This window comes from Geobacter grbiciae (assembly GCF_018531165.1).
Lineage (GTDB): Bacteria > Desulfobacterota > Desulfuromonadia > Geobacterales > Geobacteraceae > Geobacter > Geobacter metallireducens.
In genome coordinates this window covers 1-24,851 of the sequence record NZ_JAHDIW010000008.1, presented here as the reverse complement: position 1 = coordinate 24,851, position 24,851 = coordinate 1, and the positions used below count along the sequence as shown (strand labels likewise).

The following is a 24,851-nucleotide window of genomic DNA, read 5'->3' as shown; positions in this document are numbered from 1 at the left end:
CCCTTCAAAGGTAAGTTACTATCTAATCGCATTTGATACATTGAGAACCTTTAAATAAAATCCTAACTTTATGATCCTGTTGTTCCACATATCGCGAGTAGTTTGTTTATGGGCGAAATTCCTTATCTGATTTTCTGAATACAAATACCTTCCATACCGCTTCCAAAGCGTTTCATTCTCTTCACGAAATACGCTTTCCAGGGTGCTGGTCTTGCTCGTCGGATGATAGCGGAAGGCAGCCAGAAAAGATCGTATCCGGCCGCTCGGCCTGCGCTTGGCCAAGCGGAAGAACAAGTCGTAATCAAAACAGAAGCGCAGGGTCCTGTCGAAGCCCCCTGCTTGCTCGAATGCGCTGCGCCTCCAGAAGCTCGCCGGCTGATGAAATCCGCCGCAATTGTGCAGCAAAAGGCGTTTGAAGGTTACTTTGACGCCGAGATCAGCCTCGGGAAGCCCCCTGCGCGAACGGATGATCGGTTTGCCCAACCCATCGATCAGTATCGTTCCGCCGACCACCCACTCTTCGTCGGGATGCTCCCTGAACCATCTGCCAACCATTTCCAGGGAACCCGGCAAAAGTAGATCATCTGAATTGACGTAGCAGAAGATTTCACCCGTGGCCCGCTCGAATCCACGGAATATGGCATCCGCTTGCCCCTTATCCGGAGCGCTTTCCCAATAGGTCAGGCGATCTGAATATTTTTGTATGATCTCGGCCGAACCATCGGTACTTCCACCGTCCATGACTATGTATTCAAGATCAGGATACCCCTGATCCAGGATGGATCTCATGGTGGCTTCGAGATACTGGGCCTGGTTGTAACTGGGGGTAACAATCGAAATTTTCGGCAACGTGCCGTGATTCAACTGGCTGGACATGGCTTACGCTCTATTACTGTCTCGTAAATTTTGAGAAGCCTTTTTACGAACAGCTTCATGCTGAAATTCTCTTCAACGAGTCTCCGTCCACAACTACCCATTCGACTTCTTTCTTCATGATTCAGTGCCAAATTGAGCATTGCCTCCTGCAAGGCATTTTCACTTATATCCGGCAATAGAAGACCATTCCGTTTCGCAATGCAGATTTCCGGATTTCCATCCACGTTCGATGCGATAAGTGCCATTCCGCGCCCGGCACCTTCTATGAGCGTATACGGCAACCCTTCAGACCTGCTCGGTTGGACCAGGATGTTGCTTGCCATGTAATAGGGGCTCGGATCCTGCACTTCTCCAACAAGGAACACGTTCTCGACACCCATCTGGTGAACATAACCCTTCAATTCCTCAAAGAGGGGGCCGCCGCCCACGAAGGTAAGGGTCGAATCCGGAATGCGACGTTGAATATTGTGAAAGGCCTTCAAGGTCAGAAACGGATTTTTCCGTTCATTCAGTGCCCCGACCTGCAGGAATTTGGGCGGACCGCTGATGACACTCGCCATATTCGCTTCGGGAAAAGGTATTGCATTGGGAAGGGGAAAAACCCGTTTCCCCATAAACGGCCAGTATTTATTGCGGATTCCTCTGGCAGAGGCTTTACAGCAGCCAATATGAGCATCTATATACTGTCGTGCCTGTTTTAGAGTGAACCAGTCGTACATATCCCAGTGGTTGACAGATGGCTTGATTATCCTGGCAACCCACTGTTTCCAACCGATTTTAGGAACACTGTGGTACGAGAGCAAAACAGGGACATTGCATAGTTCGCGCAACTGAATCAGTTCGGAAAACCGTTCCCAAACATGCAAATGGATTACGTCAGCGCGAGCTTCCTGAATTATCCGGCAATAATCTGAGCGGCTTGCAGGTCTCTCAAAGGCGCGCACTACTATTCCATGTTCTTCAAATTTTGCTTTCCTGTCGTGCGGCGTGTTTTCGGCTATTATGGTAATGGAATGGCCATATTTCACCAGTTCCAATGCGGAATACTCCACCCAGCCTTGCGTCCCTCCACGTCCGAGATCCGTGACTATGTATGCAATTATCATTGGGGACTCAGCTATATCCGTTGAAAGGAGCGAAGATGGGGATATGCTCCATCGATTAATTTCTGCCAGTTTATCCTGGGATCCGCAGTATGATGTATCGGCTTTCGACTCCCGCGCCAGGCAACCCCCATGAACATCGATGTGTAATGAACGCCGCATTGCCAGCCATTATTCTGGAGCCAGAGCAGAGCTTCGGCGATGTTTGGCTGGACCAGATCATGGAGAAGGATAATGCTGTCTTCCGGTGCTAACTCCGCGCACATCCTGGCGTCCTGCAACGGCGCATCGCCATCATGATTGCCGTCAATAAAAAAGATATCCCACGATTCTCCCTGCCGGGAAAGCTGCTCCACCTTTGCAGGGGAAAACCCGGGCACCAGATCTACCGAATTCATGAGCCTGGCGCGAGCAAGAGAATCCCGGCAGGCATCGCCTTGAGGCATGTTTTCCAATACAGGATCAACAACGGTCAGCTTGAGTCCGGACAGCGCCAAAGCGACGGTTGACCACCCAACCCAGCAGCCGATTTCGAGCATCTTCTTGCCGCTAAACATTTTTCCGTAGTTGTAGAGAAGGGTCGCCTCATCCCAACTAACCCACCCTACCGTGGGGAAACGCTCATCGATTCTTGCCGAGTGCGGCACATTCCTGTTGAACGACCTCAGCTTTCTCATGAGCGGGAAATACTGCTCTATTTCACGCGGCAACACCTCACATCCCGTCGGGGAATAATCATAATGAAGTGACCAATGTATGTATTTAACTGGATTACGAACTGGAAACGGTAGTCTCAGCATCGACGGTAGTCCTTATTGTACTTGGATTTGTTAAACTATTTTTCAATAACATTATATATATAACAATTATAATGGCACTTATCGAACCTGACAGAATGGGAGTCATGGTTTTTTCAGCTATGAAGCAGATACCTACTGCCAGAACAGTAATGAATACGAATCGAAGGAATGGTAATTCCTGAAAATAGTCTGGCTCCTTGCAGTAGACATAGACAGTCATGAATGTGCAGGACACAAGGTGTGCAATTGAGAACGCAATACAAAGCCCTTTGGCGCCGCTTTCAGGAATCAGCAGATAGGAGCAGCTGAAATACAAGACGCTCCACATCATGTTGTAAGCCCATCCGAACCACATCCTGTTCATACTCGCCACAATAGTCCCAAAAGGATAGAACAATCCGACGAGTATGGAATGAATCATCAGCCACTGCACTACCTGACGGTTTCCATTGAATTCCTTCCCATAGGGCATAAGGGTTACGTCAGGTACCGCTATCTGAACGAGAGAGACCGGAACGAGCACCAGAAGAGACAACGTGAATGCATATCTCAGGGTTTTGTTGTACTGCCCGAAAGACCGGTTGCCGAACTGTTCGCTCAGAATCGGAAGAAGTGGGGCCATGACCATACCGAGAACCAGTTCGGGCACCTGCTTGATGCGCATGACTGCATTGTAGACTCCCATCTCCGCATAGCCGTTAGGCTGGTTGACCAGCAATGCGCTTGCACCCCACATCACCGGACCGATAAGCACCCCACCCATAACCGAAGGCAGGCTGAACCGCCAGAGTACTCCCCGTTCTTCCCAGCAGGATTTGTATGTGTATGGTACTCCTGCAATTCTGCATTCCCGCCGGATGGCAAGATGATTGAGCAGCCAGTTCACTCCAGCCGCGGCAATCATCCCCCACACCGCGCCCCTGAGCCCTGCGACATAAACACCACCAACCATCAAGGGAAAGTTGGCGAACCCGGACCAAAGGTTGATTCTTGCTACCGTCTTGAATGCCTCGAAACCGGAAAGCGCGCCGGTCTGAGCGCCATTGATCGAAGTAAGAAACAGAAGCAATGAGCAAATCCGCAGGAGGTCTGCAAGGTGGGGCGCGGCAAGGGTATGCTTCGCAAGCCAGGGAGCGAACATAAACAACACCGATGAGGCAAGTGTGCCGGTGACCCAGGCAAATGCGCTTGAAAGCCCCCTGATTCGTCCGGCTCTCTCCGGATCCGCAGACCGATATTCGGCGATAAATTTTGTGGCGGTCAATCCCAGACCAAACCCCGCAAATGTCCCAAGCATCCCGATGGTATTCTGAATGACACCCAATTCACCAAAAACTGATTTTCCTATCATTCTGGCGACCAGAATGGAGGATAAAAGCCCCATTCCCTTTGAAATCAAGGACCCGGTCAAAGACCAGAACATTCCCTTCGCAAATCGGTAGCCAACCTTGGAGCTTCTGATACGCTCCAGGGTTGACGAAAGTATATTCGGGCACCAGGAGAGGATAATCGCATTCATGTTCATGCCAGCTGTCCGCCCATGCAGGTGTTGGGGAAATCAGCAAGACATTTCGCGATTCGTTCTGCCGCCCGGCCGTCACCATACGGATTGAGAGCCTGCGACATGACTTGATACGCGTCCGCGGCATCAAGTAGGCGGGCTGCCTCGCGGTAAATGGACTCCTCACGGGTTCCAACCAGCTTGACCGTTCCGGCACCAATTGCCTCCGGGCGTTCGGTGGTATCGCGCATCACGAGCACCGGCTTTCCCAGGGATGGGGCCTCTTCCTGCACGCCACCGGAATCGGTAATGATGAGATACGATTGAGCCATCAGGTAAACAAAGGGCAGATAATCAACAGGTTCGATAAGATGGACATTGGATAGCTTTCCATTACCCAGGAGACGTCTGACCGGTTCACGTACATTCGGATTCAGGTGCACTGGATAGAGAATCTCCACGTCCGGATATCTCTCGGCTATTCGCGCAATAGCCCTGCATATACTTTCAAAACCAGCACCGAAATTTTCTCTTCTATGGCCGGTTACCAGGATCAGCCTCTTATGGGGATCGAGAAACTGGAATTGGGTGGACAGGCTTTCTTTAAGCTCCCTATTGGCGTTGATTTCGCCAATGACCGAAAAAAGCGCATCAATTACGGTATTGCCCGTCACGAAGATAGAAGTGTCCGCCACCCCTTCGTTCAGAAGGTTTCGACGGGCAGTTTCGGTGGGTGCGAAATGCAGATCCGTCAATGCTCCGGCCGTTCTGCGATTCATTTCCTCGGGAAAAGGCGAAAATTTATTATAGGTTCGCAGCCCTGCTTCAACATGACCGACAGGAATCCGGCAATAGTAGGCGGCAAGGGCCGCCGACATTGTCGTAGTGGTGTCACCGTGGACAAGCAGGATATCGGGCTGTTCTTTCGTCAAGACAGGCTTCAGTCCCAGGAGCACGTTGCTGGTGATATCGAAGAGGTCCTGCCCCGGCTTCATGATGTCGAGATCATAGTCGGGCCTGATGTCAAAGAGTTGGAGCACCTGATCGAGCATCTGCCGATGCTGCGCGGATACACAGACTATGGTCTTGAACTGTCCGGCTTGCTTCTGCAGTTCCTTCACCAACGGCGCCATTTTTATGGCCTCGGGACGAGTACCGAACACAAACATTACTTTCAATTTATCCATTGGCGCGCATTTCCCGCTCTGCCAGCGCCAGATCGGCATCGGTCATCATGGCGACCAACTGGTCAAAGCTGGTCTGCTGTTGCCAGCCGAGTACCCGCTTTGCCTTTGATGGGTCTCCCAGTAGCAAGTCAACCTCTGCGGGACGGAAATATTTGGGGTCAACGCGAATCAGAGGCTTGCCGGTAGCGGTGTCAACCCCTTCTTCCCGATCGCCGCTCCCCCCCCATTCAAGCGGCATCCCAAGGCGGGCGAAAACCTTTTCGGCGAAGGTTCGGACCATATAGGTCTCGCCGGTGGCGATAACATAGTCGTCCGCCTGCTCCTGTTGCAGCATCAGCCACATCGCTTCAACGTAATCTCCGGCAAATCCCCAGTCCCGTTTTGCATCCAGGTTCCCCAGATAGAGACAGTTCTGGAGCCCCAACTTGATCCGGGCCGCCGCCCGGGTGATCTTTCGGGTAACAAAGGTTTCGCCACGCCGAGGTGATTCATGATTGAAGAGAATGCCGTTGCAGGCGTACATGCCGTAGCTTTCGCGATAGTTCTGGGTGATGTAGTAGGCATAAGCCTTGGCACAGCCGTAGGGGGACCGGGGGTAAAATGGAGTCGATTCACGCTGTGGTGTCTCAACGACCTTTCCATAGAGTTCAGAAGATGACGCCTGATAAAATCTGGTATTAAGTCCGGTTTCCCGGATTCCCTCAAGTATCCTGACCGATCCCAGAGCATCTACTTCCCCGGTGTATTCCGGCACATCGAATGAGACCCGGACATGGCTCTGGGCACCAAGATTGTAGATCTCTTCCGGCTGGATATTGCGCAGCAGAGTGTTGATGGAACTGGCGTCGTTGAGATCGCCATAGTGCAGAAACAACCGTACGTCCTTTTCGTGGGGATCGCGGTAGATGTGGTTAATCCGACCTGTGTTAAAGGATGACGAACGGCGGATCATGCCGTGGACTTCGTAACCCTTTTGCAGCAGCAACTCCGCCAGGTAGGAGCCATCCTGACCGGTGATGCCGGTAATCAGTGCTTTTTTCACGTTCCTACCTCTATTCAATACATTGCTGGTTCTGAAGCAGAGCCACCTGACAAATTCATGCCCCTCACTCCACCGTCACGCTCTTGGCCAGGTTCCGCGGCTGATCCACATCATTCCCCCGGAGCACCGCCACGTGGTAGGCCAATAGCTGCAGCGGCACTGTGGCGAGGATGGGAAGAAGTTCCGGAGGTGCCTCGGGAATCTCCAGCATGATTTCCGCCTTGCCGACCAGGGTGTCGTCCCCCTCGGTGGCGACGGCGATGACCCGGCCCCCCCGGGCGATGACTTCCTCCATGTTGGAGATGGTCTTCTCGTAGTGGGCGTTTCTCGGCGCCAGGACCACTACCGGCATCTGCTCGTCGATGAGGGCGATGGGGCCGTGCTTCATCTCGCCCGCCGGGTACCCCTCGGCGTGGATGTAGGAGATCTCCTTGAGCTTGAGGGCACCTTCCAGGGCCACGGGGTAGCAGGAGCCACGCCCCAGGTAGAGGAAATCGCGGGCATGATGGCATCCGCGGGCGACCGCCTCCACAACGGGCGATATCCGGAGGGTTTCTTCCACGAGACCGGGAAGCTTCACCAGAGAACCGATCAGCTCCCTCCCCTTCTCCCGGGAGATGGCCCCAACGGCCCTGCCAAGCCGGATGGCCAGGAGATGGAGCGCAGCCAGCTGGGTGACGAAAGCCTTGGTGGAGGCGACGCCGATCTCGGGGCCGGCGTGGGTGTATATGACGCCCTGGGCCTCCCGGGCGATGGATGAGCCGACCACGTTGCAGATGGTGGCGGTGCGGGCGCCGCGCTGCTTCGCTTCCCTGAGGGCCGCCAGGGTGTCGGCGGTTTCTCCCGACTGGGAGATGGCCAGCACCAGACTCTCCTCCCCCACCACCGGATTGCGGTAGCGGTACTCGGAGGCGATCTCCACCTCCACCGGCAACCGGCAGAGGTCTTCGAGCAGGAACTTTCCCACGAGACCCGCGTGCCACGAGGTGCCGCAGGCAACGATGACCACCCGGGAAACCTTCGCCAGCTCGGCGTCGGTCATCTTCAGTTGCTCCAGAAAGACCTCTCCCTCTTCCTCGAAGACCTGGCCGGCGATGGTGTCGGCAATGGCCCGGGGCTGCTCGAAGATCTCCTTGAGCATGAAATGGCGAAAGCCCCCCTTCTCGGCCATGACCGGGGTCCAGTCGATGGTGGTGGGCTCCTTGGCCACGGGACGGCCGTCGATGCGGGTCAACGATGCCTCGCCGTCGCAGAAGAGGGCCACCTCACCGTCATCCAGGAAGACTACCCGGCGGGTGTGGGAGAGGAGCGCCGGGATGTCGGAGGCGACCAGAAACTCCCGTTCGCCGAGCCCCACCACCAGTGGGGAGCCATTACGGGCGGCGATCAGGGTGCCGGGCATCCCCTCGCAGAGGATGCAAAGGGCGTAGGCTCCCCGGAGTTCCCGCAGGCTCTCGCGGACAGCGGTTTCGAAATCGGACCCGAGCTTCATGTTGTGCTCGATGAGGTGGGAGATGACCTCGGTATCGGTGTCGCTGCGGAACAAGTGCCCCAGCCGTTCCAGTTCCTCCTTCAACTCCCGGTGGTTCTCGATGATCCCGTTGTGGACGACAAAGACCTCGCCTGCCCGGTGGGGATGGGCGTTCTTCTCCGACGGCCGGCCGTGGGTGGCCCAGCGGGTGTGGCCGATGCCGATGGTTCCCCCCAGGGGCGTTTCCGTCAGAAGCCGTTCCAGGTTCGCCAGCTTCCCTTCGCAGCGAAGCATTTCGGCGCCGTGGCCGTTCATGGTGCAGATGCCTGCCGAGTCATAGCCCCGGTATTCCAGCCGCTGCAGACCTTCGAGGATGACGGGGACCGCCGGCTGCCGCCCCGTGTAGCCAACTATGCCGCACATGGCTTCCTCCGCTTGAGCGCCAGCTCCCATTCCCAGGCAGTCCTGATGATGAAGTCAAGATTGTCGTACTGGGGTTCCCACTTCATAAGGGAACGGAGTTTGGAGCTGTCCGCGACCAGGGTCGGCGGGTCACCCGGCCGCCGCCCCGTTTCCTCTACCGAAAAAGGGGTGCCGGTAACATGCGCCACGGCCTCGATCACCTCACGCACCGAAAATCCGTGCCCGTAGCCGCAGTTGACGATCTCGCTCACGCCTCCCTCAACCAGGTAATCGAGGGCCAGGACATGGGCAGCGGCAAGGTCGTCCACGTGGATGTAATCACGGATGCAGGTACCGTCGGGAGTCTGGTAGTCGTTCCCGAAGATCTGGAGCCGTTCGTACTGGCCGTGGGCGGTTTTGAGCGCCCGGGTGATGAGGTGAGTCGCCTCGCGGTAGGCCTGGCCCAGGCGGCACGCCACATCGGCGCCGGCCACATTGAAGTAGCGGATGGCCACGTAGCGAAAATCCTCGGCCAGTGCAAGGTCGGCAAGAATTTTTTCCACCATGGCCTTTGATGAGCCGTAGGGGTTGATGGGAGCAAGGGGAGCGGTTTCGGCGACCGGCACCACATCCGGAATCCCGTAGACCGCCGCGGTGGAGGAATGCACCAGGCATCGCACCCCCGCCCTGACCATTACATCGAGGAGATTGAGGGTGCCGGCCGTGTTGTTGCCGTAGTAGAGAAGGGGCCGGCGAACCGACTCCTCCACCTGGATGGATGCGGCAAAGTGCATCACCGCGTCGGGACGGAACTCGCGGAAGACCTTTTCCAGCAGAACGCGGTCCTCCAGGTCTCCCTTGACGAGAGTGCCGTACATGACCGCCCACTCGTGCCCGGTGGAGAGGTTGTCGTACACGAGCAGTTCATGTCCCTCCAGGCCAAGGGCCTTCACCACGTGACTTCCTATGTAACCGGCACCACCGGTGACCAGTATTTTCATCGTGACCCTCCCAGTTCCGGCCTTGTGCTGCGGCGCGCCGTCATCTCGCAGCCACCTCCGCCAAAGTTCCCTCGCCCTGTTGTTGGGTGGAGACGAGCCCGATCACCGCTGAACGTTCCTTCTCCAGCGAAAGGTGATTCCCCGTCGTGCGGAGGGTGGCCATAAACATCAAAAGCGCCACCGAGGCAATGAGCATCCAGAGTATCCGTTCGGTTCTCGCGTGCATGGGTCACCTCATCAGGAAATTGGGTGCGGATGGTTCCGACGAAGGCAAGCCTACGCCCGAACTGTTACATTGAAACGACAGGATTATTAATATTTGCCAAATTCATCACCACGGCACATCAGCAATTCTCGGGGGCGGTAGTGGGTCCACTTCCCAATTTTTCACGGTTTTTTCCTGACCGTCACCTCACAGCAACACCGGCCCGGTACTCTCTATTTGTTAGCTACGTAAAACGAGTGAGGAGGAAATGCGCATGTTAGTCAAAGGCGATCTCGTACGATTCATCGGCAGGAAGGATGAAAGGGAAGAACTGGAACCGGGGACCACGGCCAGAATATCCAATGACCAGGGCGAAGGGGTGGTGTACCGGTTCAATCTGGAAGGGTACTGCTCTTCCTTTGCGGAGAGCGAGCTGGAACTGGTGCACGGGGTTGCTGAACTGCACGAATGCGAGTGCGGCGTATGCACCTGCTACCGGCCTGCGGCATAGAACATTCACCTGACGTTAACCGCAGCCATCAGGAGCCGGTAAATAGTATTTTGCAGCATTTATGTCTCGCTACATGCCGAACGAGAGGGCCTCTTGTCGCAATCGAACAGCAATGCCTTGCACTTGTTGAATAACACCAGTACCGACTCCGTACAGTCGGAGCCCATACCGGCCATCCTGGCCCGTATAGGTACTGAGTTGCAGAATGGAGGGGTTAGAGTCCCGTCACTCCCCTTTTCCGCCGGCGACACCACCGCCGGCACTGAAACCGAACTTCAGGCAGCAGTCGCCGGACAGCGGAGCGATGTCGATCTCCCCCTTGCCATCGAGGAATCAGTCTATTTTGCCGCCATAGCCCGGCGCGCCGCTGCCGGTGAAGCACCTCGAAGCGCCGTGTCCGATCTGGAGCGGTTCCTAGCCCGCAACCGCGAACAGGTCTGGGAGAACAGCTGGGTGCGGTTTCCCCGCCGGATGCTCTCACCCTTTGCCGATCGGGTCTTCACCGCCGATCTCAGGGCGAACAAGTCCGATCTTGCCTCGGGGGAGCGGAGCGACGCGGGACGCTTCATCGCCCTGAAAGACGGCGAACAGTGGCTTCGCCTCCCCGTAAGCTACCTCATCAAGCTGGCCCTGGCCGACGCCGCCGGCACCAGCGCCCATCCCGCCATCCGCGCCACGGGGGAGCGCCTCATGGGGCACTTTCTCAACGACAACACCTCCCCGGAAACCTTCTCGTTCCACGTGGTCACCACTGCTTCCGGAAGCGGCCCGGGCAAGGGGGTGGCCCGGGAGAAGGCCATCCGGTACCTTCTGACGCAACTCCTGATCATGTACGCCAATACCGCCTTCGGCCTCTCCGCCAACGGACAACGGGCCATGGTTTATCTGGCACCCCATCCGCCGGTCCGCCAGAAGGAGCTGAACGGCCTCATCGCCGACTCCTTCTACCGGGATCTCTTCATGAGCCCCTGCCTTTCCGGATGGGACCGGGGCGAAGATAAGCACCGCTACATGCACCTCTGCCACCAGGTCCTCTCCCGCAGCCGTCTCAACACCGTAACCAAGCTGCGCGACGCGGGGATCATCCAGAACAACCTGGTGGTGCTGCCGAGCGTCTCCGACGTGAGCCTCGCCAACAACGGCACCCATCTCTCCCTGGGAAGCCTGCGGCTGGGCGCCGCCCTCGATGATCCCTCCTCCGGGTTCACGCCCCATCACGAGAAACACCTGGGTGATCTGGTCATCAAGGCGACGGAACACTTTCTCCCCCTTTTCGTCGGCACCTACACGGCGGCACCCTACCGGCTGGGATTCACCGACTTCCACCCGGAGCGGGCACTGGGATTCCTCCCCCACGAGCTTGACTACACCCATCTGCGGATGCTCTGGCGGCGGTGGCGGAAAAAGGCGCGGCTCTCCTTCTTCGGCAACGTCATCACCCCCTTCGGCCCCGAGTGGCTCGACCGTTCCGTCAGCAGGCTCTTCGGCTTCACCGGCGACGTCGTGCCGGACTTCCGCCTCATCGACTACTTGGTCAGCCTCCTCTCCACCACCTGCAGCCCGGCTCTGGACGGCAGGGTCGGCAACGGCGACCGGTTGCGGCGCGATCTGGCCGAGCTGGGGATCTTCGACGCTCAGATGTCGGTCTATCTCCTCTGCAAGCTCCGCGAGAAGCATGTGGTGGGCTTCTCCGGCTTCGAGGGGCGCCACTACAGCCTCTTCGAGTCCTTCGAAGACGACCTGGGGGGTGCCGCCGACCTCCAGAACCTGGTCATCCTCTTTGCCTACAAGCTCATGGCGGAAGGGAAATTGAGCCACCGGGACATCCCCGACAATCCGGTCATCGAGAGCGAACGGAGGCAGATCTTCTTCGCCGCGGCCCTGGGAGTCCCCACCATCTACATCCGCCGGGCCACCCGCAACCGGCTCCTCAGGTCGATTCTCGAACGGACGGACGGCAGCAGGCAGAGCCGGCGCTACCCGGGCTACCTTCGGGTCCGGGTGGAGGAATACCGCCGTGCCCTGGTGCGCACCCTCATGACCGATGGCGCAGACCTGATCGAGATGCTGGGGATGAAAGAAAGGATGGAGGAACTGACCGCGCGGCTGGAGCTCCCGGACCGCCTTACCGCGGCGGGACGGCTCACCCGGGGAATCCTGGCCGAAACCGGCACCCGCTCGGCACTGGCGACTCCTGCCGCGGACTTCAACCGGGGAGCGGAATCGTTCTACCGCCAGGGACTTCGCTTCAGGCACATGAGCGAGTCACTGGACCTGCTCGAAGAACGGCTCGCTGCCCTTGACCGGCAGGCTGCGGAAGGGGACTCCTCAACCGTCGCCCTCCTGGCGGACCTGACTGGAGAAAACGGCGGCGCCTCCTACCTGCGGCGGGTCCGGCGCGACCTGTTGGACGAGAACCTGCCGGCCGAGGCGCTACGGACAGTCATCGCACTGGTCCTTGCCAGCGTCTCGCACGATTCAGATCATGCCCGTAACACGCATAAACGCCCACAAGGTATCTGACCATGACCGAACATCAATACATCGAACGTGAGACCGGATCTATCCGGAACGAACGGCTCTTCGGCGACCGGCTGATCCGGCTCCTCTACCACGGGGCGCGGGAAAACGCACCGTTTCTCTTTAAAATGGCCACCAGCAGCTGGTCATCGGGTCTCCTCGGCTTCATCAACTTCGACCTCCCCTTCGGCAGCAACCGCCGTTTTCTGGAGGAATGCGGGGTGGACCTGGACGAGTGCCTCGATCCGCCCGAGTCCCTCGACACGCCCCGCAAGGTCTTTGAACGGAGGATCCGCTACGAGCAGTGCCGTCCCATGCCCGAGGCGCAGTGGACTGTGGTCTCGCCGGCCGACGCCCGGGTGCTGGTCGGATCGTTTCGTGACACCTCGGCCCTCTTCCTCAAGGAAAAATTCTTCGACTTCGAGGAGCTGCTAGGCCGCCACAAGGGAGAATGGCTCCGGGCATTCACCGGTGGGGAATTCGCCGTTTTCCGCCTGACGCCGGACAAATACCACTACAACCACACGCCGGTGGCGGGAACGGTGCGCGATATCTACGAGCTCGACGGCGATTACCACTCGTGCAATCCGGGGGCCGTGGTCGTCGAAGCGACCCCCTTCTCCAAGAACCGGCGGGTGGTGACGGTTATCGACACCGACGTGCCGGGGGGGACCGGCGTGGGGCTCGTGGCGATGATCGAGGTGGTGGCCCTCATGATCGGCCGGATCGTGCAGTGCTACAGCTATGAGGGGTACACGGCCCCGCGCCCCGTCGAGCCCGGCATGTTCCTTCGCCGAGGGGTGCCCAAGAGCCTCTACCGCCCCGGCAGCAGCACCGATGTCCTTATCTTCCAGCGCGACAGGGTACGCTTCTCCGACGACATCGTGCGCAACATGCATGACACCCGGGCCGCAAGCCGCTTCTCCCACGGGTTCGGCCGTCCCCTGGTCGAAACCGACGTTAAGGTCCGTTCGCTTATTGCCGTTGCGGTAACGAACTGAACCATCAGGAGCCGTCCATGACCCTATTCATAGTAGTCACTGCCGTTTTGTCAGCCATCTACCTCTGGTGGGGAATCAGTTTCCTACCGGCGGAGCGCTGGCAGATGGCGGCGGCCGTGCCGGTATCCCGCGAGGCCGACGGCGGCTGGCGAGGGGTGAACATCACCTGGTACGGCATCCTGTCGGCCAACGCCTACGGGGCCGCAGCCCTGCTCTTCCTGGCCCTGGCCGCAAGCCTCGGCGCACCGCTCATCCTTACCCTCTCAACCCTCGCCGTGACCCTTATGATCTGCGTTCCGGCGTCGCGGCTGGTGGCGCGAATCGTGGAGGGAAAGCGCCACACCTTCACCGTGGGTGGGGCGGTCTTCGTGGGCACCATTGCCGCCCCCTTCGTAGTGAGTCTCATGAACCGGCTCCTGGCCCCCACCGACGGACAGCTTCCGGTCATGGCGCTCCTGGCGGCCGTGGCAAGCGCCTATGCCTTGGGGGAAGGATTCGGAAGGCTCGCCTGCATCAGTTTCGGCTGTTGCTACGGCAAGCCCCTGTCGGCTGCGAACCCGGTCATCGCCCGCCTTCTGGCAGGGAGAGCCTTCATCTTCCGGGGCGAAACGAAAAAGGCAAGCTACGCCGGAAACCTGGTCGGAATCCCCCTGGTGCCGATCCAGGGGATCACCGCCGTCCTCTACACCGCCACGGCGCTGGCTGGCGCAGCCCTCTTCCTGTCCGGACGCTTCACCCTCTCCTTCCTCATCGCCATGGGAATCACCCAACTCTGGCGCACGGCATCCGAATTCCTGCGGGACGACTACCGGGGCGACAACCGCATCTCCGCCTATCAGATCATGGGGATTCTGGCGGTTGCTTACGGGGCCGCCACTGCCTTCTACTTCCAGGGAGAGACGCAGATTATCCCCAACGCCGAAAGAATAACCGCGGCCCTCTGGACCCCGGCCGCCATCCTTCCCCTGCAATGCATCTGGCTCGCGATCCTGTTCTATACCGGCCGGAGCACCGTCACCGGCTCGCGCATCTTCTTCCATGTGCATCGGGAGCGAGTTTGAGCTGCCGTAACCGACTTTTTATTCATTCTTAATAGAATCGTCATATCGACCGTGTATGAATAGGAGAAATTAGACAACGGGACCTTTGCTGACCCTAAGGCACCAGGAAGCCCGAACAGGATAAAGCGCATCAGTCGTTCCGAGCGACAGAATACGCACCGCATCCTCTTCCTGGTGGGGTCACAGCCCAATACAGCCTTTCCCTAACTGACCACCCTGCGGGTTCAGCTGACCAGCCGTCTGGGAAACAGGATATCCCGGAACAGGCCCATGGCCTTTCCGGGATTAATCTTTTGTGACGGAGGTTTGCCATGACCACCCGCACCAGTCTGGTTCTTGTTTCAATACTGCTCTTCACCACCATTGCCGAGGCCGCGCCGAGAATTATTGAGCTTCCCGACCGGATAATCGTCGAGCTGTACGGCACCCCCGGTACTCCCGAATCGTCCGCACCTCCCCCTAAGGCCAAAGAACCGTATCTGGTCGAGCGATTTGAAAATCATCCGGACCACTACGAAGTCGAGTTGGTCGGCAAACCCGAACACGACAAGGACAAACCGGCCGACTACACGGCTTCCGCTTCAGCGTATCCCCAGGCTATAATCACTCAGACCGCGACCGAACAGACCTATTCTTCTCCAAGTTATGGCGGCGACACGCCGGCGATGCCTGTCCAGTCTCCCTATTACCGGGAACTCTCTGAACGGATCCGTACCCTGCAGCGGGAGCGGCAGGAATGTCTCAAAACTGCCCCGGGAGAAGAACGTGCGGACCGGGACAGGAAACGCCGCGAAGCAGAAGAAAAGCTCCGGGAGATTCGGGCCGTTTCGGCTGAGATGGCTCAATTACGTGGCCAGGGAGGAAGTTGAGTGCGTACAGTTGGTTCCTTATGAATAACGCTGTAACCGACAATTCACGGAACGGTTATAAGGCTGTAAATTCGGCAGTGCATACTGCAACCATGAAAACTGAATACAGATGCGACCTTCACGTTCATTCGAGCCATTCCAACAAGCCTACCTACTGGGCGCTGCGCAAGTTCAAGTGCCCCGAAAGCTTCACCTCGCCCCGGCACATCTATGACACGGCCAGGGCGGCCGGCATGGACTACGTGGCCATCACCGACCACAACACCATCACCGGTGCTCTGGAGATAGCCCACCTCCCCGGCGTAATCATCGGTGCCGAGCTCACCTCCTACTTTCCCGAAGACGGCTGCAAGATACACGTGGTGGCCCTGGGGCTCAGGGAAAGCACCTTTCAGGACATCATGCAGCTTCGGCGAAACGTCTATGAGCTGGCCCCCTACCTGCACGAGAAACGCATCGCTCATTTCCTTGCCCATCCCCTCTATGCCCAGAACGATAAACTTTCTGCCGACCACATCGAAAAGCTGCTCCTCCTCTTCAACACCATCGAGGTTCGTAACGGCGCCCGGGCCAAGCGGTTCAACGGCTTCACCGACGAACTCCTGAACACTCTGACCCCGGAGCGTATCAAACGGCTTGCCGCGAAGCACGGCATTGTCCCCACCGGCCCTGAGCCCTGGATCAAGGGGCGCGTCGGCGGCTCCGACGACCACGGCGGGCTCTTCATCGGCCGGGCCTGGACCTCTGCCCAGCGCGGCGAGACGCCGTCGGAGTTCCTGGACACCGTTTTCAACCGCGAGACCTGGGCCGACGGCGAGGACGGCGATGCCCTGACCCTGGCCCACAGCCTCTACGGGATTGCCTACAACTTCTACCGGGAACGGCTCGACGGGGGGACAAACCGCTCCACCCCCTTCGTGAATGCCCTCCTCAATCGCATGTTCGAGACCAGCAGGAAGATGACCCTGCGGGAGCGGCTGCGGCTCCTGGTGCGCAGGAACCTCCCGGAGATTTACGAGCAGCGCGGCGGCGCCAGCTTCGAGGAGGTTCTGGACCGGGAGGCGAGACGGGTGCTGAACGACACGGGATTCATGGCCCGGATCAGCCCCGAGACCCGTAACCGGAAGATCTTCGCCATCACCAGTTACCTGGCTAACCGGATGCTGTATCTCTATTCGGAGAAGTTGACCAAGCTCTCCTTCTCCTCGGGCATCTTTTCCATAATCCAGTCCCTGAGCACCGTGGGGCTTGTCCACCTTCTCATCTCCCCCTACTACCTGGCGTTCCACCATCAGCACCGGGGCAAGGAGCTGATGCGGGAGCTGGCCCACCGCTTCCCCCTCGCCGACCAGGGGAATCAGCGTGAAAAGATCGCCCTCTTCACCGACACCCTGGACGAGATCAACGGCGTGGCCATCACCATCCGACGGCTTATTGCCACGGCCCGCAGCCGGGGAATAGAACTCACGGTCATCACCTCGTCTCCCCGGGAGACCGGCTATGCCGACGGCGTCATGAACTTCACGTCCATCGGCGACTTCGTTCTCCCCGAGTACCCGGAGATCCGCCTCCACTTCCCCCCCATTCTCGATGTGATCGACTTCGTGGAGCGGGAAGGCTTCACCTCCATCCATGTGAGCACTCCCGGGACCATCGGGCTCTTGGGCCTCATGGCGGCACGGCTCATGGACATCCCCGCCGCCGGCACCTACCACACCGATATCCCCCAGTACGTGCGCGATCTGACCAACGACGAGATGCTGGAAAAGGCCGCCTGGAACTACATGATCTGGTTCTATGGACAACTAGCCGAGGTGATGGTCCCATCAGCCAGCACCCGGCGGCAGTTGGTGGAGCAGGGGCTCCCCGAAGAAAAGACCCGTCCCCTCCCCCGCTGGGTCGATATCGACGCCTACACTCCCGAGCGGCGGGATCCCCACTACTGGAAACGCCACGGGATCGGTGAAGGGTTAAAGTTTCTCTACGTGGGGCGGGTATCCCGTGAGAAGAACCTGGAGCTTCTGGCCGACGCTTTCCTCCGCATCGTGGATTACGGCGCTCAGGCCTGGCTGATTGTCGTGGGGGATGGCCCCTACCGGGCCGACATGGAGGCGCGGCTGGCCGGCTACCCGGTCCTCTTCACCGGCTACCGGGAAGGAGAAGAGCTGCAGCGCTGCTATGCCTCGGCCGACGTCTTTGTCTTTCCGAGCACCACCGACACCTTCGGCAACGTGGTCCTTGAAGCCCAGGCCTCGGGACTACCGGTGATCGTCTCCGACGAAGGGGGCCCCCATGAGTTGATGGCGGGAGGCGAAACGGGGGTCATCGTGCCTGACATCGACGAGGACGGCCTCGCCGCCGCCCTCATCACCTTTATCCGGGAGCCGGACTTGGTCCGGTCCATGGGGCGCAGTGCCCGGACCTTTGCCGAGCAGGGGGCGTCCCTTACCGGCGACGCTTACAGCACTATACTGCGGCAGCCGGGCAAGGCCGCCAACTTCTAGCCCCATCGGTTCCCATCATTGACATTCTCCCCGTTCCGCTCCATCGGGCGGGTGGCAGCGCTCCTGACACCTGTTCTCTTCATCATTGCCGGCGGGTTGTGTTTCTATTCCCCCGCCGACGCCCGTCCCCTTTCCATTGGCATTATCGCCCCGCCGTCACTTCTCGCCGCCCCGGTTGCCCGAAACACCGTCAATGACGCACTCCGTCTCGTACAAGAAAGTTTCCCCTGCGCCCGAATCTCCCTGAACGATTCCACGGCCTCCATCCGTCTGGTTCTTCCTGCTCTCAACCAGAATAATGCCGCCACTCTGCCCGGCACCGTTGCCCAATCGTACACCTGGACATCCCGTCCCACCGGAAGCGCTACCGTCCTGACCCTCTCGGCAACGACTGCAGCGGGTGTCAGCAACGGCCTCTACGGTCTCCTCCAGGAGCGGCTCGGTTACCGCTTCATCCACCCCCGGCAGACCATCGTTCCCCGCCACGCCACGTGGCCCCTCCCCGGCCGCTTTCGCTGGAGCGCCACCCCCCGCTTCGCCAGCCGCGGGTTCCACCTCCATACCCTTCATCCCACCGAACTGGCGACCCAACTCCACGACCCCTCGTATCCCGGTGCCCTCGCCGATGTGAAGGAATATATCGACTGGCTGGCGCGCAACGGCCAGAACACGACGCAGTTTTTCCTCCTGCGCGGTGTGGATCGCGACCGCTGGCCTCCCCACGCCCGGGCTTTCGTGGAGTATGCCCACCAGCGGGGGGTCACCGTGGGGGTTGAGATTTCCCTCTCCATGCTCCAGCAGCAGGCATTTCAGGCAGTGAAACTGCTGAGACCCTTCCACCGGCGCCAGATCGACCGGAACCTTGCCTGGCTCTTCCAGGTGCCGTGGGACTTCGTCACCCTCGAAAGCGCCACGGGTGAGCATCTTCCCCGCATCGACCGGCTGGCCCCCTCTCTGCGCAACCAGGTGGCAGAGCGGGTGACTAAACGCTACGGCGCCCGCTTCTTCCACGCCACCCACGTTATCCGCCCTAAAGCCGAGGAGGCGAACGGCACCCCGCCGCGGGTGGACGAGCTGCCGCGAGACTGCGGCATCCTCGTGCACACGGTCATGTGCTACTCCGCATCGGAGGAAAAAGCACCGGTCTACGGCAACCACAACCAGCGCTTCATGCTGAAGCTGGCTGAACAGGAATCGCGGCGGCGGGAGACCTGGTACTGGCCCGAATCGTCCTACTGGGTCGCCTTCGATAATTCCGTCCCCCAGATGCTCCTCCCCTATCTCTCGGCCCGTCACCACGACATGATGACCATGGAGCGCCTTGGCGTGACCGGACATCTCACCTTCACCTCCGGTTGGGAATGGGGCTACTGGCTCACCGACTGGAGCATCGCCCGCTGGTCGTGGCGGCACGTTTCCAGCGGACGGGAAGAGTTGACGTCCCCCCTCTCCGTACTCGGAGATATCTTCCCCGACCGACGGCTCCGGCACCTCTGGTCGGACGCCCTCACCCTCCAGGAGCACTACCTGAAGAATCGCGAGCTTCTCCGCTACACCGCGGCCCTGGCCCCCTTTTCGGAGATGCCGTGGCCCTTCAACCGGCCGTTCCAGCCGGAGCCCCCGTTCCGATACGAAAAACTCATCGAATCAAGGGACACCGAAGGGTTACTCGGGACAACGGTGACCGACCTGGAGGCATTCAGCCAGAGGATGGAGCGTCTGGCTCTGGAGATCAGCAGAGAATCGGAACGATTCGAGGCAACGGTCCCGAATGGTAAGGAAGGGTTACGGGGAATTTCGCGGGAACTGGAGCGTGGTCTCACGGTCACGGCCCTGCGGGCCGGTCATCGGGCACTCACCATCCGTGCCAGCATGGCCCAACGGCAGCTGCCGCCCGAGAAGCGGCCCGGAGCCGAGGCGCTCCGGCTTCTGGCCAGGGCGGCGGCGGTTCGTGAACGGGCACTGGTTCTCGTAAAGGAGCAGGAGGCGGGATATCGTTACCCGGTGAACCTTGTAGCGCGTAAGCGGACGGACCTGACCGCCTACGGCTTCGGCTATCTCTATCCGGTCAGCGAGCTTCATTTCTGGAAGCGGGAAGAGGAACAGGCGCGCCGGCTGCGCTTCGACGCCCTGTTCATGAATCTGTGGGATTTCAGGAGGACGTTGGGATTGGAGAGTCTGCTTTTCTGAAATCTACGTCACGACCGCTGATCATGGCCGGCGAATTCCGTCAGGCTCATGATCATCTCTCCGTCAACCGTCGGATCGATGTGGGGGATTTTAGTCTGGCCGCCGAGCTTTCCCCGCACCTCCCGTGACCAGCGGTAGATGAGTTCCTCTTCCACCGTCAGAACCCGCGGCGCCGCAATGCGTCCCTGTTCCCGGAACGTGGCGTAGTCGGCGTTCAGGGACCGAAGGGTTGTGTCGAGAAGACGCGCCAGGGTTTCGCTGTCACGCTCGTTCATCTCTCCAACCGCCAGCACCCAGACGTGCCGCCGGCCGGCGATGTCAGGACCCACCATGAACTCCCGCACCTCTATGCCCCCACTCTGGTTAAGTCGGGCTATCGCCTCCTCCACCTCCCCCTGGGTCACCTTCTCCTCGAAGCGGTCCAGAAACTTGTCCCTCCCCGTGAATTCGATAAAGAGGGGCTCCCGGTCGGTGAAGCGGATGGTGTCGCCGATGTGGTAGCGCCAGAGTCCGGAGCAGGTGGTGAGGATGACGGCATAACGCCGCCCGGTCTCGATCTCCTCCAGGGGAATCGCCGGGGCGTCGGAGGCCGGCACTCCCCGCTCGTCAAGCTCCTCAAAGGGGACAAACTCGAAGAAGACCCCGTAGTGAGGGACAAGACGCATGCGCTCCTCGCCCAGGAGCTGAAAGGCCATGAACGCTTCCGATGAAGGAAGCACCTCCAGGCAGTTGGGGAGTCGGTTGCGGAAGAGACTGTCGAACTCCCGGCGGTAGGGTTTCATGCTGGTGCCGCCGTGGATGATGAGTTCGAGATTGGGGAGAAGCTCCGAAAGGGGACGATGCCCCATCTCCTCCACCCGCTGCAGCAGCAGGATGATCCAGGGGGGAACGCCGGATATGCCCCGGATGGAGCGGTCCGAGAGGAGCATCCCCGCCAGCTCCACTACCTTCTCTTCCCACGGCAGGGCCGCCACCCGTATCCCCGGAGCGACAAAGGGTTTAAGGAAGAAGGGACGATGGCGCAGTGTGATGGCGCTCATGTCGCCGCTTTTGACCCCGTCCCCCAGATCCGTGAGATTCGTGTTTCCGGACATGTAGAGGAGCTTTCCCTGGAAGAGCCGGCTCCGGGGGTTACGGTGGAGGTAGCAGGCGGTCATGTCCAGGGCGGCCCGCTTGTTGGCGGCGAACATCTCCCGGGAGAACGGGATGTACTTGGTGGGTGCCGTGGTGCCCGAGGTCTCGCAGAAAAAGGGGATCCTGCCCGGCCAGGTTACATCCTCCAGAAGGAGCCGCTTCCTGCCATTCTCCTCCCGAAGCCCCTCCTGAAAGTACTCGTTCCAAAAGTCAGAGTAGGTACGGATCGGGACGCGTCTGCGGTATTGAGCGTAAAGCCGGTCGAAGGGCTCTCCCGCCAATTCCGCCAGCCCGTGATCCCGGCCGAATCTGGTGCCCCCCCCGACCGCCACCAGGCGCTGCAGCATCTCCCGCTGGCAGGCCAGAGAGTCGCGGGACTCGAAGTTCCTGGCAAGGGCTGAGGCGCCGCTTTTCAGCATCAGATCCAGGGCCGGCGCTGTCAGTGTCCTGAAGGGGGAAGATGCCGTCACGAAACCACCGCCAGGCGCAGCGGCGTTGTGAGTCTGTCGTACCACGCCTCGATGAGGGGATTATAGCAGTGCTGGTGAAAGATGAGGGAGGCATGGGCCACGGCGTCGCCGCTTGCGGGGGACATGACGGTCCGCACCTTGCCCCGGGGGAAGAGCCGGGCGCGGATTTCCGAGTCCCGAAGAGCCGCAAGCGTCGGGGAGGTGTGAACCAGGAGTTCGTCTTCCTTCTCGGCCAGGAGCACCAGGGCCGGTCCCCCGAAAACCGTGCCGTCCGTTGTCGTCGGGGCATCCCGCAGGGCCATGACCCTTTCGTATCCGCCAAGACAGGAAGTGCTTTCCAGAACCCCCATGATCCTTTTCCGTATGGAGAGGTGTCGGTTCGACAGGACCCGATTCTCGGCCCCTGCCTCAAAGAGGGCCTGGAAGCAGCGGCGCGCCCGCTCGATCTGGCGGTTCAACTCGTCCCCCTTGGTGGTTTCGGCCCGCAAAATCCGCTTCAGGTTGCTCTCCAGCATCCTGACGCCTCCGCGCCGCTCCCCTTCGGGGCGTACCAGATCCTCAATGCAGAGGACCGGGCTCGTCATCACGGTCCCCCTGATTGAGAGGCCCGCGTCGAGCCCATCCCGGAAGAAACGGGCCACCAGACTGCAACCAAAGCTGACGGAAAAAATGACCGGCTTCTGCCCCTTGCGGTTCAGTTCTTCGATCAGGTCCGCCAGTTGGGCGAAAAAGAAAGGAGCCGAAAAGCCGGAGCGGGAGAAATTAATATAGTAGACGGAACCGTGGCGCCGGAAGATCTCCCGCTGGAACTCCACCGCCTCGGTGGCATCGGGAACGAACCCCCCGATGACTATAGTGGGAACCTCTCCCTGTCCCTTCTCTTTGAACAAGTGGTTACGGACGGTATGGATGCTCGGCAACTCGTGCCGCAGGGCCATTTCCCTGCGCCTGAGCCTTGGGGAGAATGTCTTAATGGACATCTGCCGGATAAAACCGGAGGTGGCGGTGGCCATCCCCATGAGGGCGGGGTGGGTGCTCATAGCTCTTCGGGCCAGGGGAATGACAGCATTTGTGATCATGGTCGGAGCTCCCGTCGTTTTCTTCCCTTATGCCAGAGCCCGGTTACAACTCAGTGGCAGATGGGAAAAAAGCTTGTGGCTCCGCAGTGAAGGCTAGAATTAGAAGATCTTGCCGTTCTCCGGAAGGATGAGGGTGTTACCATTGGTGACGCTCGTCTGGAAGTCGGAGAGGTCCTGGGTGCTGTAGTTGGAAAGCTGCGGCTTGATGGCGGCGTAGTTGGCGGAGGTGGCCATGAAGGCCTTTTTCCCGCCGGCGTTGTTCAGTTGCAAAAGCTTCACCGTGGATACCGCCGGGCTGTTCGCCTGCATCTGTTCCAGCACGCCGTGCTCCATGGCGCTGGCCAGGTGGCCGGTGGTTCTGAAGTAGGCATCCCTGGCAAGGGTGTCGCCGTGGATGGAGGAGACGGCGGACATCTGCGCCTTCACGTCGATGTAGTAGCCGGTTTCCTGCGCCACGATGCCGAAGCGGTGCTGGCGCAGATCGATGACCCCGCCGATCTGGCTCAGAAGGTTGGCGTCCAGGGTGGTGTCCCGCATCCAGGTCTGGCCGATGACGTTGAGGGATTCGGTGAGCACCTGGCGGGATGTGTCGCCAAGCCCCGATTCCCGGTAGGCCTGCATCTGCCGCTCCCGTTTCTCCAGAAGCTTCCCGAGACGGCTGCCGCCGAAGTCGTAGACGATGGCATAGGTGGAGCCGCGCTTCAAGGTGTAGTCCACCGACTGGTCGGAGAAGTTGCCTGCATACTGGTGCATGACCGAGATGGTCATCGTGCTGAGATCAACCCCGCTGACGGGTTCCAGTTCCTCGACCAGCATCGTGTCGTCAAGCCAGAGCTGGGCCACCGGGGGGAATATGGGAAGTGTCCCTCATATCCCCCCGACCGCCCGCCCCTCAAAGGCAAGAAGCAAGGCAAGTCTATCAAAGGCTTGTCTGTGATACTTTCAGTTCTTCCTTTTTGCTTTCAAGTATATAATTTCTATGGCAGAGATTAGGATACATATTAATAACAGTATTTTAGCAATTGCAACAGAATACAGCTTATAATTCACATAAGCTGCAATAGCTAAGATAGTTACTACAATTGCAATAATAGTTCGTGGCAGATTGATATTATTTTGATTGTTCATATCTGGCAGGGTGTCTGCAAGTTCATTCTGTCTCAATCTATTACATTTAGTTGCAACGAAACATATATCAAAGATAATAACAATAACAACAGAAATAACAATGCCTTTATTCATTGATATTATTGTAAAAACACCAGTAAAGGCTTGAATAAGAAATAATATCAAAGTGATAAATGGAATAAGTATTATAGCAAAAACCGCTAATCTAATCCTATCTGGCCAGTTCTTGGTCATCTGCCACATCCTCTTTTAAAGGGGTTATAGCCATTTATCAGACCTTCCGTAATGGTCTGTTGTACATTCAACCCATTTGTAAAAGGAACTGGTAAATGATTAACTGCGTTACCAATCGACAAGCCTAATCCAAAACCGGCTAATGCAACTGCACCAGTTCCGCCAGATGATACAGCCAAGCGTGCGCCAACTGCGCTTGCAGAAAGGCCACCGATATCACCAACGGCCTGATTCGGCGCAATATTAAACAGATGAGAGGCCGAATCCACTGCTATGCCAGTAACAAGTTGGCCAGCCGTTGCTTTCGGGTCTAAGTATGACTTTAATTGCCCCGCAAATGTGGTAATTGCAGAGAGAACATTTACTCCATCCAATCCAGTAGGGTCTATGAAGTTAATCGGATTATTTTGGACATACGCCATAAGGTTAACATCACCGCCACTTAGTCCCTTCGGATCCTCAGATATGAACCGCCCGACGGAGGGATCATAATACCTTGCCTTCATGTAGTAAAGCCCGTTCGGCTCACTCATAACGCCGTATGTTCCCACATACTTGAACG

The 24,851-nt window shown here is 58.7% G+C and carries 21 protein-coding genes; 7 read left to right on the top strand and 14 right to left on the bottom strand.

What is annotated here, in order from left to right; all coding sequences use genetic code 11:
- Positions 1-18: 18 nt before the first annotated feature.
- From KJB29_RS10865 to KJB29_RS10825, 9 genes are all read right to left on the bottom strand, one after another.
- Positions 19-876: a glycosyltransferase family 2 protein gene (locus KJB29_RS10865; RefSeq protein ID WP_215734600.1), complete on the bottom strand. Its 858-nt coding sequence runs from the start codon at positions 874-876 to the stop codon at positions 19-21.
- On the bottom strand, positions 861-1,982 hold the full coding sequence (locus tag KJB29_RS10860) for a glycosyltransferase family 4 protein (RefSeq protein WP_215734599.1): 1,122 nt from the start codon (positions 1,980-1,982) through the stop codon (positions 861-863). Before KJB29_RS10860 ends, KJB29_RS10865 begins: the two co-directional genes overlap by 16 nt.
- Before the next feature lie 11 nt (positions 1,983-1,993).
- Positions 1,994-2,692, bottom strand: coding sequence for a class I SAM-dependent methyltransferase (locus KJB29_RS10855; protein WP_343213557.1), 699 nt, complete (start codon positions 2,690-2,692; stop codon positions 1,994-1,996).
- A gap of 58 nt (positions 2,693-2,750) precedes the next feature.
- On the bottom strand, positions 2,751-4,304 hold the full coding sequence (locus tag KJB29_RS10850) for an oligosaccharide flippase family protein (protein WP_215734597.1): 1,554 nt from the start codon (positions 4,302-4,304) through the stop codon (positions 2,751-2,753).
- Positions 4,301-5,467 carry a non-hydrolyzing UDP-N-acetylglucosamine 2-epimerase gene (wecB, locus tag KJB29_RS10845; protein WP_215734596.1) on the bottom strand — a complete coding sequence of 389 codons (1,167 nt, stop codon included), beginning with the start codon at positions 5,465-5,467 and terminating at the stop codon, positions 4,301-4,303. Before wecB ends, KJB29_RS10850 begins: the two co-directional genes overlap by 4 nt.
- Positions 5,460-6,509: a GDP-mannose 4,6-dehydratase gene (gmd, locus tag KJB29_RS10840; protein ID WP_215734595.1), complete on the bottom strand. Its 1,050-nt coding sequence runs from the start codon at positions 6,507-6,509 to the stop codon at positions 5,460-5,462. The genes wecB and gmd overlap by 8 nt, the downstream gene beginning before the upstream one ends.
- 64 nt (positions 6,510-6,573) lie before the next feature.
- A complete protein-coding gene (gene glmS / locus KJB29_RS10835; RefSeq protein ID WP_215734594.1) occupies positions 6,574-8,403 on the bottom strand; it encodes a glutamine--fructose-6-phosphate transaminase (isomerizing) in 1,830 nt (609 codons plus the stop codon).
- The gene (gene galE / locus KJB29_RS10830; RefSeq protein ID WP_215734593.1) at positions 8,391-9,383 is read right to left on the bottom strand and encodes a UDP-glucose 4-epimerase GalE; all 993 of its coding nucleotides are present in this window, start codon (positions 9,381-9,383) and stop codon (positions 8,391-8,393) included. The genes glmS and galE overlap by 13 nt, the downstream gene beginning before the upstream one ends.
- 40 nt (positions 9,384-9,423) lie before the next feature.
- Positions 9,424-9,609 (bottom strand): hypothetical protein, encoded by a 186-nt coding sequence (locus KJB29_RS10825; RefSeq protein ID WP_215734592.1) that lies wholly within the window; start codon positions 9,607-9,609, stop codon positions 9,424-9,426.
- 253 nt (positions 9,610-9,862) lie between these two features.
- Between KJB29_RS10825 and KJB29_RS10820 the strand changes: the two genes are divergently transcribed.
- From KJB29_RS10820 to KJB29_RS10790, 7 genes are all read left to right on the top strand, one after another.
- The gene (locus KJB29_RS10820; RefSeq protein WP_004511583.1) at positions 9,863-10,099 is read left to right on the top strand and encodes a hypothetical protein; all 237 of its coding nucleotides are present in this window, start codon (positions 9,863-9,865) and stop codon (positions 10,097-10,099) included.
- A gap of 93 nt (positions 10,100-10,192) precedes the next feature.
- Positions 10,193-12,622: a hypothetical protein gene (locus KJB29_RS10815; protein WP_246561174.1), complete on the top strand. Its 2,430-nt coding sequence runs from the start codon at positions 10,193-10,195 to the stop codon at positions 12,620-12,622.
- A 2-nt stretch (positions 12,623-12,624) separates the two neighbouring features.
- Complete coding sequence (locus tag KJB29_RS10810) at positions 12,625-13,620, top strand: phosphatidylserine decarboxylase (protein ID WP_215734591.1); 996 nt, start codon at positions 12,625-12,627, stop codon at positions 13,618-13,620.
- A gap of 17 nt (positions 13,621-13,637) precedes the next feature.
- A complete protein-coding gene (locus tag KJB29_RS10805; protein ID WP_215734590.1) occupies positions 13,638-14,681 on the top strand; it encodes a prolipoprotein diacylglyceryl transferase family protein in 1,044 nt (347 codons plus the stop codon).
- Between the two features lie 311 nt (positions 14,682-14,992).
- Positions 14,993-15,550 carry a hypothetical protein gene (locus KJB29_RS10800; protein WP_215734589.1) on the top strand — a complete coding sequence of 186 codons (558 nt, stop codon included), beginning with the start codon at positions 14,993-14,995 and terminating at the stop codon, positions 15,548-15,550.
- A 92-nt stretch (positions 15,551-15,642) separates the two neighbouring features.
- Positions 15,643-18,054 carry a glycosyltransferase gene (locus tag KJB29_RS10795; protein ID WP_215734588.1) on the top strand — a complete coding sequence of 804 codons (2,412 nt, stop codon included), beginning with the start codon at positions 15,643-15,645 and terminating at the stop codon, positions 18,052-18,054.
- Positions 18,055-18,072: 18 nt separating this feature from the next.
- On the top strand, positions 18,073-20,244 hold the full coding sequence (locus KJB29_RS10790) for a hypothetical protein (protein WP_215734587.1): 2,172 nt from the start codon (positions 18,073-18,075) through the stop codon (positions 20,242-20,244).
- Between the two features lie 8 nt (positions 20,245-20,252).
- On the opposite strand, the gene KJB29_RS10785 is transcribed toward KJB29_RS10790, so the two are convergent.
- From KJB29_RS10785 to KJB29_RS10765, 5 genes are all read right to left on the bottom strand, one after another.
- Positions 20,253-21,797: a GH3 family acyl-acid amido synthetase gene (locus KJB29_RS10785; protein WP_215734713.1), complete on the bottom strand. Its 1,545-nt coding sequence runs from the start codon at positions 21,795-21,797 to the stop codon at positions 20,253-20,255.
- Positions 21,798-21,844: 47 nt separating this feature from the next.
- The gene (locus KJB29_RS10780) at positions 21,845-22,927 is read right to left on the bottom strand and encodes an alpha/beta hydrolase (protein ID WP_215734586.1); all 1,083 of its coding nucleotides are present in this window, start codon (positions 22,925-22,927) and stop codon (positions 21,845-21,847) included.
- 99 nt (positions 22,928-23,026) lie between these two features.
- The gene (locus KJB29_RS10775; RefSeq protein ID WP_246561172.1) at positions 23,027-23,770 is read right to left on the bottom strand and encodes a hypothetical protein; all 744 of its coding nucleotides are present in this window, start codon (positions 23,768-23,770) and stop codon (positions 23,027-23,029) included.
- 99 nt (positions 23,771-23,869) lie between these two features.
- Positions 23,870-24,289 carry a hypothetical protein gene (locus KJB29_RS10770; RefSeq protein WP_215734585.1) on the bottom strand — a complete coding sequence of 140 codons (420 nt, stop codon included), beginning with the start codon at positions 24,287-24,289 and terminating at the stop codon, positions 23,870-23,872.
- Positions 24,286-24,851: RHS repeat-associated core domain-containing protein (locus KJB29_RS10765; protein ID WP_215734584.1), on the bottom strand; the 566-nt coding region annotated here is incomplete at its 5' end. The genes KJB29_RS10770 and KJB29_RS10765, both read right to left, overlap by 4 nt.